Source organism: Methylotenera sp. (genome assembly GCF_030653755.1).
In the GTDB taxonomy this organism is placed as follows: Bacteria; Pseudomonadota; Gammaproteobacteria; order Burkholderiales; family Methylophilaceae; genus Methylotenera.
Window position 1 is genome coordinate 79,342 of the sequence record NZ_JAURYU010000024.1, and the last position, 14,401, is coordinate 93,742.

Annotated in this window: 14 protein-coding genes; 13 read left to right on the forward strand and 1 reads right to left on the reverse strand. The window is 42.9% G+C overall.

Features of this window, described 5'->3' with window-relative positions; translation table 11 throughout:
• Positions 1-4: 4 nt before the first annotated feature.
• From atpB to fae, 12 genes are all read left to right on the forward strand, one after another.
• Entirely contained in the window at positions 5-838 is an 834-nt protein-coding gene (gene atpB, locus Q7U33_RS04565; protein ID WP_304858410.1) for a F0F1 ATP synthase subunit A, read from the forward strand.
• A gap of 77 nt (positions 839-915) precedes the next feature.
• Complete coding sequence (gene atpE / locus Q7U33_RS04570; protein ID WP_015833271.1) at positions 916-1,182, forward strand: F0F1 ATP synthase subunit C; 267 nt, start codon at positions 916-918, stop codon at positions 1,180-1,182.
• A gap of 79 nt (positions 1,183-1,261) precedes the next feature.
• The gene (locus tag Q7U33_RS04575) at positions 1,262-1,732 is read left to right on the forward strand and encodes a F0F1 ATP synthase subunit B (protein WP_019896779.1); all 471 of its coding nucleotides are present in this window, start codon (positions 1,262-1,264) and stop codon (positions 1,730-1,732) included.
• Between the two features lie 23 nt (positions 1,733-1,755).
• On the forward strand, positions 1,756-2,292 hold the full coding sequence (locus Q7U33_RS04580; RefSeq protein ID WP_304858411.1) for a F0F1 ATP synthase subunit delta: 537 nt from the start codon (positions 1,756-1,758) through the stop codon (positions 2,290-2,292).
• Positions 2,293-2,341: 49 nt separating this feature from the next.
• Positions 2,342-3,883, forward strand: coding sequence for a F0F1 ATP synthase subunit alpha (gene atpA / locus Q7U33_RS04585; protein WP_304858412.1), 1,542 nt, complete (start codon positions 2,342-2,344; stop codon positions 3,881-3,883).
• Between the two features lie 36 nt (positions 3,884-3,919).
• Positions 3,920-4,858 carry a F0F1 ATP synthase subunit gamma gene (gene atpG / locus Q7U33_RS04590; protein ID WP_304858413.1) on the forward strand — a complete coding sequence of 313 codons (939 nt, stop codon included), beginning with the start codon at positions 3,920-3,922 and terminating at the stop codon, positions 4,856-4,858.
• Positions 4,859-5,016: 158 nt separating this feature from the next.
• Entirely contained in the window at positions 5,017-6,444 is a 1,428-nt protein-coding gene (gene atpD / locus Q7U33_RS04595) for a F0F1 ATP synthase subunit beta (protein WP_304858414.1), read from the forward strand.
• A gap of 55 nt (positions 6,445-6,499) precedes the next feature.
• Positions 6,500-6,925: a F0F1 ATP synthase subunit epsilon gene (locus Q7U33_RS04600; protein WP_304858415.1), complete on the forward strand. Its 426-nt coding sequence runs from the start codon at positions 6,500-6,502 to the stop codon at positions 6,923-6,925.
• A gap of 88 nt (positions 6,926-7,013) precedes the next feature.
• On the forward strand, positions 7,014-8,384 hold the full coding sequence (gene glmU / locus Q7U33_RS04605; RefSeq protein WP_304858416.1) for a bifunctional UDP-N-acetylglucosamine diphosphorylase/glucosamine-1-phosphate N-acetyltransferase GlmU: 1,371 nt from the start codon (positions 7,014-7,016) through the stop codon (positions 8,382-8,384).
• A 98-nt stretch (positions 8,385-8,482) separates the two neighbouring features.
• Positions 8,483-10,324 carry a glutamine--fructose-6-phosphate transaminase (isomerizing) gene (gene glmS, locus Q7U33_RS04610; protein WP_304858417.1) on the forward strand — a complete coding sequence of 614 codons (1,842 nt, stop codon included), beginning with the start codon at positions 8,483-8,485 and terminating at the stop codon, positions 10,322-10,324.
• Positions 10,325-10,380: 56 nt separating this feature from the next.
• Entirely contained in the window at positions 10,381-10,611 is a 231-nt protein-coding gene (locus tag Q7U33_RS04615; protein ID WP_304858418.1) for a hypothetical protein, read from the forward strand.
• A 502-nt stretch (positions 10,612-11,113) separates the two neighbouring features.
• Complete coding sequence (gene fae / locus Q7U33_RS04620) at positions 11,114-11,662, forward strand: formaldehyde-activating enzyme (protein ID WP_304858419.1); 549 nt, start codon at positions 11,114-11,116, stop codon at positions 11,660-11,662.
• A gap of 114 nt (positions 11,663-11,776) precedes the next feature.
• Here fae and Q7U33_RS04625 read toward each other — a convergent pair whose 3' ends face one another.
• Positions 11,777-12,322 (reverse strand): YaeQ family protein, encoded by a 546-nt coding sequence (locus Q7U33_RS04625; protein WP_304858420.1) that lies wholly within the window; start codon positions 12,320-12,322, stop codon positions 11,777-11,779.
• A 170-nt stretch (positions 12,323-12,492) separates the two neighbouring features.
• On the opposite strand from Q7U33_RS04625, the gene ettA reads away from it, so the two are divergent.
• Complete coding sequence (gene ettA / locus Q7U33_RS04630; RefSeq protein ID WP_304858421.1) at positions 12,493-14,157, forward strand: energy-dependent translational throttle protein EttA; 1,665 nt, start codon at positions 12,493-12,495, stop codon at positions 14,155-14,157.
• The last annotated feature ends 244 nt before the right edge of the window (positions 14,158-14,401 follow it).

A 14,401-nucleotide genomic window follows, 5' to 3' on the forward strand; every position in this document is an offset into this window, starting at 1 on the left:
GATTATGGCTACAGAACACGCAGATAACGCACAACACGCACTCACTCCTTCGGCTTATATCGAGCATCATTTAAGTTTCAATGCGCAGCCACTTAATGAAAGCGCTGGTTTTTGGACGCTACATGTAGACACTTTTGTGATGTCAGTAGCGCTGGGTTTGATTGTGATGGGTTTGATTTGGTTGGTAGCGCGTAAGGCGACTGCTGGAGTACCAACAAAAACACAAGCGTTTGTCGAATTGGTGTTTGGCTTTATTGATGACCAAGTTAAAAATATTTTCCACGGTAATCGTCATAGCTTTATCGCACCAACAGCATTAACTGTATTTTTATGGGTGTTCGCAATGAACTCCATGGACTTCCTGCCAGTGGATTGGGTTGCTGGTATCGTTTCATTCTTCGGCGGTGAGCATGCAAAATGGCGTGCTGTACCAACATCTGATATCAACACTACCTTTGCATTAGCATTAACAGTTTGGATCCTAATGATTTTCTTTGCAATCAAGGTTAAAGGCTTTGGTGGTTGGATTCATGAGCTATTTTGTGCGCCATTCGGTACTAAAATCTGGGTGTGGCCTGCTAACTTTATGTTCAATTTGATTGAATACGTGTCAAAACCACTTTCACACTCATTACGTTTGTTCGGCAATATGTACGCTGGTGAAGTTATCTTCTTGTTGCTAGGCATGTGGGCTGCAACAGGCTTAACAGGCACTATCGCAGGTGCAATTTTAGGTGCTGGTTGGTCTATCTTCCACATTTTGATTGTTGCATTACAAGCGTTTATTTTCATGATGTTAACGGTTGTGTATTTAGCCATGGCACATGAAGGCCACTAATTAGGTTTTGTTTGGTATTTAGGTAGTTCTTATTTTTTGTAGTTGGTTGTAAGTTTAATTTTAGAGAGGGTAATAACATGGATGCATTAGCATTGATTCAAGCCTACACAGGCGTTGGTATTGGTTTAATTATTGGTTTGGGCGCTGCTGGTGCTTGTATCGGTATTGGTATTATGTGTGCAAGTTTCTTGGAAGGCGCAGCTCGCCAACCAGAAATGATCCCAGCTTTGCAAGGTAAAGTGTTCTTGTTACTAGGTTTGATTGACGCTTCATTCATTATCGGTGTTGGTCTTGCAATGATGTTTGCATTTGCTAACCCATTATTAAGCGTAGTTGCTCAGTAATTAGCAAAACTAAGCTAACTAGTCATTGAACTTTAGTTTAATGACTAGTGCTTTATATGATTAACAAAATGGATCAAAAATGAACATTAACTTTACACTTATCGCACAAGCTATCGCATTTGCTGTGTTGATTTGGTTCACAGTGAAATTCGTTTGGCCGCCGCTATTAAAAGCGATTGAAACGCGCCAAAAAGAAATTGCTGATGGTTTGGCAGCAGCGCAAGAAGGCCGTAGTGCTTTAGAAGTTGCCGCTAAAAAGTCAGAAGTGACATTGGCTGAAGCAAAACAAAAAGCGAGCGAGATTATTGCGCAAGCTGAAAAACGCGGCACACAAATCGTTGAAGAAGCTAAAGGCAATGCTAAGGTTGAAGGTGACCGTATTCTAGCTGGTGCTAAATCTGAGATTGATCAAGAAGTAAACCGTGCAAAAGAAGGTTTACGTGCGCAAGTGTCAGCATTGGCAATTGCCGGCGCTGAAAAGATTTTGCGTAAAGAAATTGACGCAAAAGCACATAGCGAAATGTTGTCTAAACTAGCTGCAGAACTTTAAGGCTAAGGGATAAAGGAAATCACATGGCTGAAATATCAACCATCGCAAGACCTTATGCAGTAGCGGCTTATAAATTAGGTCGTGAGCAAAAGGCACTTGGCAAATGGTCTGAGATGTTGGGTTTTGCCGCTGCCGTTGCAAATGACGGGCAAATTAAAGCCTATATTCAAGACCCTAAAGTTGTGAGCAGTGATTTGCAAACAACTTTCTTGAAGGTGTGTGGCGATCAACTTAATGAAAACGGACAAAATCTTGTCAAAGTTTTGGTTGAGTATGGTCGTTTATCTATTTTGCCAGAAATTTCAAGCGCATTTGAAGCGTTAAAAGCACAAGATGAAGGTACGTTAGATGCTGAGATTATTGCAGCAGCTAAACCTAGTGCGGCAGAGGTTAAAGACCTAGTAAAACGCTTAGAAGCAAAATTTGGTAAAAAGATTGAGGCTAGTGTTTCTGTTGACCCAGAACTCATTGGTGGCATCAAAATTATTGTTGGCGATACCGTGATCGACGCATCCGTCAAAGGTCAGTTACAAAATTTAGCCTATACGCTTACGGCATAAGACGCAGGCAATAGCCTAACTTTAGGCAAAGAAACTATTAGGAGTTTACATGCAGTTATCTACATCAGAAATCAGTGAACTGATTAAAAGCAGATTAGAAAATTTTTCTACCAGTGCTGAAGCGCGTACTCAAGGTACTGTTATTTCAGTAACTGACGGTATCGTACGTATTCACGGCCTATCAAATGTAATGGCTGGCGAGATGATCGAGTTCCCTGGCAATACATTTGGCTTGGCACTTAACCTAGAGCGTGACTCTGTTGGTGCTGTGGTATTGGGTGATTACGAACACATTACTGAAGGCGACACATGTAAATGTACTGGTCGCATTTTAGAAGTGCCAGTCGGTCCAGAGTTGATTGGTCGTGTTGTTAATGCGCTTGGTCAGCCAATTGATGGCAAGGGTCCAGTTAATGCGAAAATGACTGACAAGATTGAAAAAGTTGCGCCAGGCGTGATTGCGCGTAAGTCAGTGTCACAACCAGTGCAAACAGGTTTAAAATCAGTTGACTCTATGGTGCCAGTGGGCCGTGGTCAGCGTGAGTTGATTATTGGCGACCGTCAAACTGGTAAAACAGCGGTAGCGGTTGATGCAATCATCAACCAAAAGGGTCAAAACATGACCTGTATCTACGTAGCGATTGGCCAAAAAGCTTCTACAGTTGCTAACGTGGTACGTAAGTTAGAAGAAAATGGCGCGATGGCTTATACCATTGTGGTTGCTGCGACTGCATCTGACTCAGCAGCATTGCAATTCTTGGCTCCGTACGCTGGTTGTACGATGGGCGAATACTTCCGTGACCGCGGTGAAGATGCATTGATCGTTTATGATGACTTGACTAAACAAGCGATTGCTTACCGTCAAATCTCATTGCTATTACGTCGTCCACCAGGCCGTGAAGCTTACCCAGGTGATGTGTTCTACATCCACTCACGTTTGTTAGAGCGCGCAGCTCGTGTAAACGAAGAGTATGTAGAGAAATTCACTAACGGTGCTGTTAAAGGCAAAACTGGTTCATTGACTGCATTGCCAGTGATTGAAACAGCAGCTGGTGACGTTTCAGCATTCGTTCCAACGAACGTGATTTCAATTACCGATGGTCAGATTTTCTTGGAAACTGACTTGTTCAACGCTGGTATCCGTCCTGCGATCAACGCTGGTATTTCAGTATCTCGCGTAGGTGGTGCTGCTCAAACTAAAGTCATCAAAAAACTAGGTGGCGGTGTACGTCTAGCTTTAGCGCAATACCGTGAGTTGGCTGCGTTTGCACAGTTCGCTTCTGATTTGGATGAAGCAACACGTAAACAATTAGATCGCGGTCGTATGTTTACTGAGTTGATGAAGCAAGCGCAATATGCTCCTTTAAGTGTTTCAAACATGGCAATTACCTTGTTTGCTGCTAACAAAGGTTACTTTGATGATGTAGCAACAAACAAAGTATTAGCATTTGAAGGCAAATTGCACGGTTTTATCGCTTCTAAATACAAAGCACTGGCTGATGCGATTGAAACAAGCAAAGACTTAAGCAGCGATAACGAAAAAGCACTTGATGCAGCAATTCAAGACTTCAAAGCGACAACTGCTTACTAATTTTAACTATTAGGACAATGCTTTTTAGGAAAACATATGGCTGGTAGTAAAGAAATTAGAACCAAGATCAAGAGTGTAGAAAATACACGCAAGATCACTAAAGCGATGGAAATGGTCGCCGCTTCTAAAATGCGTAAAGCGCAAGATAGAATGCGTGCGTCACGTCCGTATGCTGAGAAAATTCGTAATGTTGCAGCTCACCTTTCGCTAGCACATTCTGAATATAAGCACCCTTTCCTAGTAAAGCGTGAGAATGTTAAGAATGTTGGCATTATTGTTGTGAGTTCAGACAAAGGTTTATGCGGTGGCTTAAATACCAACGTATTGCGTTTAACTGTTAACCAAATGAAAACTTGGGAATCAGAAGGCAAGAAATTGTCTGTTAGCGCGATTGGTAATAAAGGCTACGGCTTTATGAACCGCGTTGGTGCAAATGTTAAGTCACACATTATCGGTTTAGGTGATGTGCCACATTTGGATACCCTCATCGGTACGATTAAAGTGATGCTTGATGCTTATACAGCTGGTGAAATTGATCAGTTGCATATCTGCTACACACGCTTTATCAACACAATGAAGCAAGAGCCAGTGATTGAGCAATTGCTTCCTTTGACAGCTGAGCGTTTGGGTACACATCCAACTGAAGAGAAGTCTGAGGCATTGAGTGCTAGTGCTGTGGTTAAGAGTGCGCTTCAAATTGGTGCTGCTAAAGGTCATTGGGATTACATCTATGAGCCAGAAGCTAAGCCAGTAATTGACCAGTTAATGGTACGTTACATTGAGTCACTAGTGTATAACGCAGTGTCTGAGAACATGGCGTCAGAGCAATCATCACGTATGGTGGCGATGAAATCAGCATCTGATAACGCGAAAAACGTGATTGGTGAATTGAAACTGGTTTATAACAAAGCACGTCAAGCAGCAATTACCAAAGAGATCTCTGAAATCGTTGGTGGTGCGGCCGCAGTTGCTTAGTGATTGGTTGATACTAACCGCGTAAGGGCGTTAGGTAGAAACCAAAATCGCGAAGTGCTGTAACGGTAGCTTAGCATTAAAAGTTCACCCTTCGACAAGCTCAGGGCGAACGGAAATTTTTATAAAATCTGACTAACAAAGTTTAGTAAGGAAAAAAGATGAGTACAGCAAATATTGGTAAAGTAGTGCAATGTATTGGCGCGGTGGTTGACGTTGAGTTCCCACGTGATCAAATGCCAAAAGTATTTGAAGCGTTAATTATTGATGACGCATCAAGCCAAGCGGAAGCTGGTTTGACATTGGAAGTGCAACAACAATTAGGTGACGGCATTGTGCGTACTATTGCCATGGGCTCATCTGATGGTCTTGCACGTGGTACTGCGTTTAAATCAACTGGTGCACAAATTCAAGTGCCAGTAGGTACAGGTACTTTAGGTCGTATTATGGACGTGTTGGGTCGCCCAATCGATGAGGCTGGTCCTATCGAGTGCGACGAGCGCCGTTCTATTCACCAAAAAGCACCTACTTTTGAAGAGTTATCTCCATCAGTTGACTTGTTAGAAACAGGTATCAAGGTGATTGACTTAGTTTGTCCATTCGCTAAGGGTGGTAAAGTGGGTCTGTTCGGTGGTGCTGGTGTAGGTAAAACCGTTAACATGTTGGAACTCATCAACAACATCGCTAAACAACACTCAGGTTTATCAGTGTTTGCAGGCGTGGGTGAGCGTACTCGTGAAGGTAACGACTTCTACCATGAAATGGCAGAAGCTGGCGTTATTAAACTAGACGACATGAAAGAATCAAAAGTAGCGATGGTATTCGGTCAAATGAACGAACCACCAGGCAACCGTTTACGTGTAGCTTTGTCAGGTTTGACAATGGCTGAGAAATTCCGTGATGAAGGCCGTGACGTGTTGTTCTTCGTTGATAACATCTACCGTTACACATTGGCTGGTACTGAAGTATCTGCATTGTTAGGCCGTATGCCTTCTGCGGTAGGTTACCAACCTACCCTAGCTGATGAAATGGGCCGTTTACAAGAGCGTATTACTTCAACTAAAACAGGTTCTATTACTTCTATCCAAGCGGTTTACGTGCCTGCGGATGACTTGACTGACCCATCACCAGCAACAACATTCCACCATTTGGACTCAACAGTTGTGTTGTCACGTGACATTGCTTCTTTAGGTATCTACCCTGCGGTAGACCCATTGGATTCTACATCACGTCAATTAGACCCGTTAGTGGTTGGTGAAGAGCACTACAACGTTGCACGTTCTGTACAACAAACATTACAACGTTACAAAGAGTTGCGTGACATTATCGCGATTTTGGGTATGGACGAGTTATCACCAGAAGATAAATTGGCTGTTGGCCGTGCACGTAAAATCCAACGCTTCTTATCACAACCTTTCCACGTTGCTGAAGTGTTTACAGGCGCGCCAGGTAAATACGTACCATTAAAAGAAACAATCAAAGGCTTTAAAGCGATTGTTGCTGGTGAATACGATCACTTACCAGAGCAAGCTTTCTACATGGTGGGCGGTATTGAAGAGGCAGTTGAGAAAGCCAAGACTCTTAACTAAAGTTACTTAACTAAGCTTTGCTTAGTTAAGTAGTTAAACGCTTTAAGGAAAAATAATGGCAAATACTGTTCATATTGATGTAGTTAGTGCAGAGGCAAGTATATTCTCAGGTGAAGCTGAGTTTGTTGTTGCACCTGCAAGTGCTGGTGAAGTGGGTATTTACCCTAACCATGCACCAATGATTTCTACCATCAAACCTGGTGCTTTGCGTATTAAGCAAACGAATGAAGCTGAAGAAACGTTAATCTTTATCTCAGGTGGCTTGTTAGAAGTGCAACCTGGCGTGGTAACTGTATTGGCTGATACAGCAGTACGTGGTCACGACCTAGATGAAGCAAAAGCGATTGCTGCAAAAGAGGCTGCTGAAGAAGCGCTCAGAAACAGAACCTCAGATATTGACTATGCAACAGCACAGGCAGAATTGTCTGAGGCGGTAGCACAGATTCAAACAATCGAACGCTTACGCAAGAAAACGCATTAATTGCGGTGAAGATGGTGTAAAAGCAAAAAGGCAACTTAGGTTGCCTTTTTTGTTATACTTTGCGAACAGATCTATACATATTGAATACATGAAAAAATTAAATATCGTGATATTAGCAGCGGGTAAAGGCACCCGTATGCATTCTGAGTTACCAAAAGTTTTACATGTGGTTGGCTCAAAGCCAATATTGGCTCATGTGATTAGCTGCGCGAAGGCATTGCAGCCGAATAAGATTATCGTGGTCTATGGTTTTGGTGGTGAGCGTGTAAAAGAAGCGTTTAGTGGTGAAGAAATTACTTGGGTGAACCAAGCGGAACAGAATGGCACTGGCCACGCAGTACAACAAGCATTGCCACATTTAGATGCTGATGCAGATACGCTAATATTATTAGGTGATGTACCGTTGGTTGATGTAAGTGCATGCCAAAAGCTGATTGCACAGGCTGATAACAAACTTGCAATACTCTCGTTTAATAAAGATGATCCAACTGGTTATGGGCGTATCCTACGCGGTGCAAACGGTCAGGTGCATGCCATTGTAGAGCATAAGGATGCGACAGAAGCACAACGTGCTATTGTTGAGGTGAATACAGGCATTATGGCAATGTCGAATGCACATCTTAAAAGCTGGTTATCAAGAATCACCAACAATAATGCACAGGGCGAGTATTATTTAACCGATATTGTGGCTTTAGCGGTAGCGGATAACATTAGCGTGGTGGCAGAAATTACGGACGATGAGTGGTCTGTGACAGGTATTAATGCTAAAACAGATTTGGCACAAATTGAACGTGTGTATCAAACCAGAATTGCACAAGCTTTATTGCAACAAGGCGTTACCTTAAAAGACCCAGCACGTATTGATGTGCGCGGAGATTTACGTTGCGGGCGTGATGTAGAAATAGACGTAAACTGTATTTTTGAAGGTAATGTTACGTTAGGTGATCGCGTTAAAATCGCAGCAAATTGTGTGATTAAAAATGCAGTAATTGCTGCAGGTACACAAATAGCGGCATTTACGCATATTGATGATGTAGCTATTGGAGAAAATAGCCGTATTGGCCCATTTGCACGCTTGCGCCCAGGTACAGCATTAGCATCAGAGACGCATGTGGGCAATTTTGTTGAGCTTAAAAATGCTCAGGTGGATGTAGGCAGTAAAATCAATCATTTAAGTTATGTGGGCGATAGTACAGTTGGTAAGCACGTAAACATAGGCGCAGGTACCATTACCTGTAATTATGATGGGGCAAATAAATTTAGAACGGTGATAGAAGATGGGGCATTCATTGGCTCTGATTCACAATTAGTAGCGCCTATCACCATAGGCAAAAACGCAACAATTGCAGCAGGTTCAACCATTACCAGAGATGCACCTGCAGATGCCCTCACCTTTTGTCGCGCCAAAGAACAAAAAACAATTGCTGGTTGGAAACGTCCACAAAAGACTAATAAATAACAGATTAATTAATTTGTAGGAGTCCAGTTTATTGGGCTAATTTAACAAATATCCGTGCAATTAATTGCGCGCCTACAAAAATATGAGAAAGAAATGATATGTGTGGCATTGTAGGGGCAGTAGCAAATAGAAATGTTGTTTCAACTTTAATTGAGGGCTTAAGCCGCTTAGAGTATAGAGGTTATGATTCAGCGGGTATTGCCGTATTAAACGACACAGGCATTGCGCGTGTACGTGCCGTTGGCCGCGTTTCTGCCATGACAGAAAAAGTGAACGAGACAAAACTAAGTGGTTTGGTCGGGATTGGTCACACACGTTGGGCTACGCATGGCGGTGTGACTGAAAGTAATGCGCACCCACATATGTCGCCAAGCCAATTGAGCGGTGAGGTGGCGGTTGTGCATAACGGCATTATTGAAAATCATGATGAACAACGTGCACACTTAAAAACATTGGGTTATGTGTTTGAATCTCAGACAGATACTGAGGTGATTGCGCATTTAATTCATCATTACCACCAAACACTACCTCTGTTAGCAGCGACACAAAAAGCAGTAAGCGAGCTTACAGGCGCATTTGCGATTAGTGTAATCTCCAAAAAAGAACCAGAGCATATGGTGACAGCCCGCTTAGGTTGCCCCTTATTGATTGGTTTAGGTGAAGGTGAAAATTTTATTGCATCTGACGTTTCTGCAGTGTTGTCTGTCACACGTAAAGTAATTTATTTAGAAGACGGTGATGTTGCAGATATTCGTCGTGAAGGCGTCACCATTTTTGCACGTGACGGCGCTCAAGTCACCCGTAAAATTCATATGAGTGATGTGTCACTCGCCAGCTTAGAGTTGGGCCCATATTCGCACTTCATGCAAAAAGAGATTCATGAGCAACCGCGCGCGTTAACCGATACGATAGAGGCGCTGATTGATGACAATCACTTCTCACCTGCCCTATTTGGCAAAGGTGCAGCAGGCGTGTTTGAGCAAGTAGACAGCATTTTAATATTGGCTGCTGGTACCAGTTACTACGCAGCGCTTACTGCGAAATACTGGCTAGAAAGTATTGCCAAGTTACCAACCAATGTAGAAATTGCCAGTGAATACCGTTATCGCCAATCTGTGCCAAATCCACGCCAATTAATCGTAACGATTTCACAGTCTGGTGAAACACTAGATACGATGGAAGCGTTAAAACATGCAAAGGCATTAGGTCAGCATCTCACCCTAGCGATTTGTAACGTGCAAGAGAGCGCAATCCCACGTGCTTCAGAGTTGGTGTTCTACACGCGCGCAGGGGCAGAAATTGGCGTGGCTTCTACCAAGGCATTCACTACACAATTAGTAGCCTTATTTACGCTAGCCGCAACGCTGGCAAAACAGCGTGGCTTATTAGATAAAGAGACTGAACAATCGCATTTAAACGCATTGCGCCAATTAGCAGGTAGCGTACAGCATGCTTTAAACCTAGAGCCGCAAATTCGAGAGTGGGCAAAATCATTTGCTAATAAACAACATGCATTATTCTTAGGGCGAGGTATTCATTACCCTATCGCTTTAGAAGGCGCATTGAAGCTTAAAGAGATTTCATACATCCATGCCGAGGCTTACCCTGCGGGCGAGCTTAAACACGGCCCCTTGGCGCTGGTAGATAGCGATATGCCTGTAGTAGTGATTGCACCCAATGACGCTTTGTTGGAAAAAGTGAAATCAAATATGCAGGAAGTTAAAGCGCGTGGCGGTGAGTTGTTTGTGTTTGCGGATGCAGATAGTCACTTTACCGAGTCTGAGGGTGTGCATGTGATACGTACACCGCGCCATGTGGGTGTGCTCTCCCCTATTTTGCATACGATACCAGTGCAGATGTTGGCGTATCATGCGGCGTTGTTGAAGGGGACGGATGTGGATAAGCCTAGGAATTTGGCTAAGAGTGTGACTGTAGAGTAATTGTGCACAATCAGAACAACATAAGATTCACATTTGGATTCGATACAGCAAAAGATGTGTTTGAGAAACTAAAACGTGATGTCGCAATATTAGAAGCAGATTATAGAAATAAAGATGCAATTTTTAATTTTGTTATTACGGCCTATCATTTGTATGACGATTGGTTAAAAAAAGATCCATCAATTTCTCAGTTACAAAGAGACAAATACAATAGTACTAAAAATGAACTAAAAGATTTAATTGGAGCACTTTACGCAGTTGCTAACTCTAGTAAGCATAGTGTTTGAAAAGAGTATAAAGTTAACAATGTAGATTTTAATGTAGTAGGCACAAGTTACGGTGAAGTGACAGACTGGCTCTCGTTTTATCTTGCAAAGTTTCCAACAATCAATACAAAAGAAGCTCAATATGATTTATGGCAATTAGATAAGGTGTATGTTGAGTATCTGGAATGGGTCTTTAATGATCAAATAATCAGTTCAGCTTTACCTCATAGCTTAGAGGTTAGGCTGAATCTTTTCAAAAAATAACTGCTTTTATTTACTAATAATAGATTCTTTAAGTCTTACGAGCGTGATATCTACAGTACCATCTCAAAGCCCACCATGATTTGTCCGCCTTAATTGGTGTAGCTAACATTCATGCCTCTGTTGGCAATATTGGTGAGTTCATCTGCTTCGTGTAAGTTAATCACTTTGAAAGTGTCATTACAAAGTCAGTAGCAATGCGTCAATTGAAAAATCACTTAAAATGACTCTTCAAAAAACCAGAAAATCTAAAGGAAAGTATATGAGTGATGAGATTGTAATGCGCATCGGTGAGGCATTAGTTGCAGGTGGTCCTGTAGGCACAGCAGCGGAGCCTGAGGTGGCTATTGGTGAAATGAAGGGGCCAATGGGTGTTGCATTTGCCAACTTGTTAGGCGACCAAGTAAAAGGTCACACGCGTGTGTTGGCGATTATGAATACAGATGTTATGGTGCGCCCTGCCACGATTATGGTGAGTAAAGTGACGGTAAAAGACCCGCGGTACACTAATATTTTAATGGGTACAGTACAAGCGGCCGTTGCTAATGGTGTGTTAGATGCTGTGCGTTGTGGCGATATTCCTAAAGAAAAAGCTAACGATTTAGGGATTATTGTCTCGGTATGGTTAAACCCGATTGTGGTGGAACAGGACGATTTAGATCATCAGGTTTTGTTTGATATTCACCGCAAAGCGACTGCTAATGCGATTAAAAAAGCCATGAATAACGAGCCTAGTATTGATTGGCTGTTAGATAACCAAGAGAAAATCGTGCATAAATATTTTCAAATGGGTTTAGATGGAAAACTTTAACTAGAAGTCAAAACCAAACAAGATTGTGATTCCGATGTAAATCGGAATCCAGCGTCTTTTGTTTTAAACGTCACTAGATTTCGTGTTGAGCACGAAATGACAGAGGCTCGTTAATTAGTAAGCACTAGGTTCTTTAAGCTTCACAGGCGTGATATCTACAGTACCACCATCAAAGCCCACCATGATTTGTCCGTCTTGAATGGTGCAACTAATATTCATGCTTCTGTTGGCAATGTTAGTGAGTTCATCGGTTTCTGGTAAATTAATCACGGTTAAGTTGTTACATTTTAAAAGTGCTTTGCTATTGGCTGTCCACCACATATCGGCGATCCTACCGCCGTATAACACCACTACCACTAGCTTACTGCGACCACAGGCTTTGCGTATGTCTTTTTCCGTTGGTAAGCCTACATCCATCCATAACTCAATGGCGTCGGTTAAGTCTTTTTGCCAGAGGTCGGGCTCTTCATCATCGCTTAGGCCTTTGCCAAAGGTTAATGTCTCGTTGGCATACATAGCAAACGCAATCAGACGCACCATCAAGCGCTCATCCGTTTCTGAAGGATGTTTTGCGAGCGTTAGATGATGTTGCGCGTAGTAATTGCGATCCATATCTGCAATTTGCAGCTCGATTTTATAAATGGTGGACTTAAGCGCCATGGCGCGACTCCTTAAAGAGTTCTATGGTTTTTAGTGAATCAAGGTTAACGATGCATTATACCGTTATCCATCGCTTCTACCTGTATTGCTTAAGCTTGTGTTGCGAGTTGCTTAACAAGGTAGCACTACTTTCTGTTAAGCTTTCATCTTTAAATTTGCAAGATAACATCATGGCTCAATATGTAATGTCGATGCTCCGCGTGAGCAAGATTGTTCCCCCTAAAAAACAAATTATTAAAGATATTTCTTTGTCTTTTTTCCCTGGTGCAAAAATTGGTTTGCTGGGTTTAAACGGCTCAGGTAAATCAACTGTGTTGCGTATTATGGCGGGCGCTGATAAAGAGTTTGAGGGTGAGGTGCAATGGCAGCCTAATATTTCAATTGGCTATTTACCTCAAGAACCACAATTAGACGCTGATAAAACCGTACGTGAAGAAGTGGAAAGCGGCATGGGTGCGGTGATGGAGGCCAAGAAAAAGCTAGAAGAAGTGTACGCGGCGTATGCAGAGCCTGATGCAGACTTTGATAAGCTGGCTGAAGATCAAGCACGCTATGAAAATATCATTGCGGCAAGCGGCTCTGACGTTGAGCATCAATTAGAAATCGCAGCTGATGCGCTGCGTTTACCTGCTTGGGATGCCAAGATTGGCCCATTATCAGGCGGTGAGAAGCGCCGTGTGGCGTTGTGTAAATTACTATTATCTAAGCCAGATATGTTGCTATTAGATGAGCCAACCAACCATCTGGATGCAGAGTCTGTAGAGTGGTTAGAACAGTTCTTAGTGCGCTTCCCAGGTACGGTGGTGGCAGTAACCCATGATCGATATTTCCTTGATAATGCAGCGGAATGGATTTTAGAGCTAGACCGTGGACATGGTATTCCATGGAAAGGCAATTACTCTAGCTGGTTAGATCAAAAGCAAGCACGTTTAGCCTTAGAAGAATCGCAAGAGTCATCACGCCGTAAAGCGCTGAATACCGAGCTAGAGTGGGTGCGTCAGAACCCAAAAGCACGTCAAGCCAAGAGCAAGGCGCGTATCGCACGTTATGAAGAATTAGCTAGTGCCGAATACCAAAAACGCAATGAAACACAGGAGATCTTTATCCCTGCTGGTGAGCGTTTGGGCGATCAAGTAATTGAGTTTAACGGCGTGAGCAAGGCATTTAAAGACCGTTTACTGATTGATAACTTAAGTTTTAGCATCCCTGCTGGCGCGATTGTGGGCATTATCGGCCCGAACGGCGCGGGTAAATCTACCCTGTTCAAGATGATTACAGGCATGGAACAGCCAGATAGCGGTGAAGTGAACATCGGCCAAACCGTTAAACTAGCTTATGTTGACCAAAGCCGTGATGTGTTGAGCAATGATAAAACCGTGTTTGATGAGATTTCAGGCGGTTCAGACATATTAACGGTGGGTCGTTATGAAACACCCTCTCGTGCTTACATTGGCCGCTTTAACTTTAAAGGCGGTGATCAGCAAAAAATCGTTGGTCAACTGTCAGGTGGTGAACGTGGACGTTTGCACTTAGCGAAAACTCTGATTTCTGGCGGTAACGTATTGCTGCTAGATGAACCGTCAAACGACTTAGATGTAGAAACATTACGTGCGCTGGAAGATGCTTTGCTAGAGTTTGCAGGCAGTGTGTTAGTGATCTCCCATGATCGCTGGTTCTTAGACCGTATCGCAACGCATATCTTGGCGGCAGAGGGCGAGTCGCAATGGACGTTCTTTAACGGTAATTATCAGGAATATGAGGCTGATAAGCGTAAACGTCTAGGTGAGGAAGGCGCTAAACCGAAACGTATCAGATATAAACCAATTACGAGATAGTAGATAGATTTAGCTTAAGCATCAATCGGTATGGTGCACCAGTTGCGGTAAGCCTTGTAGGGTGGGTCACTTGTGACCCACGCGTTGCAAAAGTATATCTTGTCACTACCGCGTGGGGTTTTTAACCCCACCCTACAAAAATCACTAGTATTGTGCGCCTCCATCCTGATGGGATTGAATTTTAAATAGAAGCATGGAGCCAGATTTTTTATTGTCGTACTTAACACGGCATCCTGCATATTGC